Consider the following 537-nt stretch of genomic DNA (forward strand, 5'->3'; position numbering starts at 1 on the left):
CGATGCCGCGCCGTCCTTAGCTGCACGGCGTGACGACGATCCTCCCTCTCTCCGGGCTGTATTACGCGCCGCTGTCCTAGCGGCGGGGTGATCCATGTCATCCATTAACCGCTGCCTCGCCAGCGGTTGATCCCCCCACATGCCGCTGGCCTCGCAGCTTCTGCAGAGGTCCTGACGTGTTCCAGAACAGCGATATCGGCATCATCGGCTTCGGCGCCTTCGGGCGGCTGATGGCCCGGCATCTCCAGCCGCATCTTGCGCTCTGCGCTTACGATCCCGTGCCCCTTTGCGTGGAAGGCGTGCCGCTGGTCGACCTTGCATCCGCGGCCTCCTGTCCGATCGTGATCCTGGCCATGCCCGTCGGGGCCATCGAGGAGACGGTGCGTGCCATCGCGCCGCATCTGCGGCCGGGCGTGCTGGTCCTGGACGTCGGATCGGTGAAGGTGCTCCCGGCGGAGATCCTGCGGCGCGGCCTGCCGGACCATGTCGACATCGTCGCGACACACCCGCTCTTCGGGCCGCAAAGCGCGCGCGACG

General features: G+C 67.8%; 1 protein-coding gene. It reads left to right on the forward strand.

Annotated features, from left to right (window positions below):
* Nucleotides 1–230: 230 nt before the first annotated feature.
* On the forward strand, nt 231–537 hold a 307-nt coding region (locus AC1DWF_RS38045; protein WP_476843577.1), incomplete at its 3' end, for a prephenate dehydrogenase/arogenate dehydrogenase family protein.

It is taken from the genome of Aminobacter sp. P4_D5, assembly GCF_056401815.1.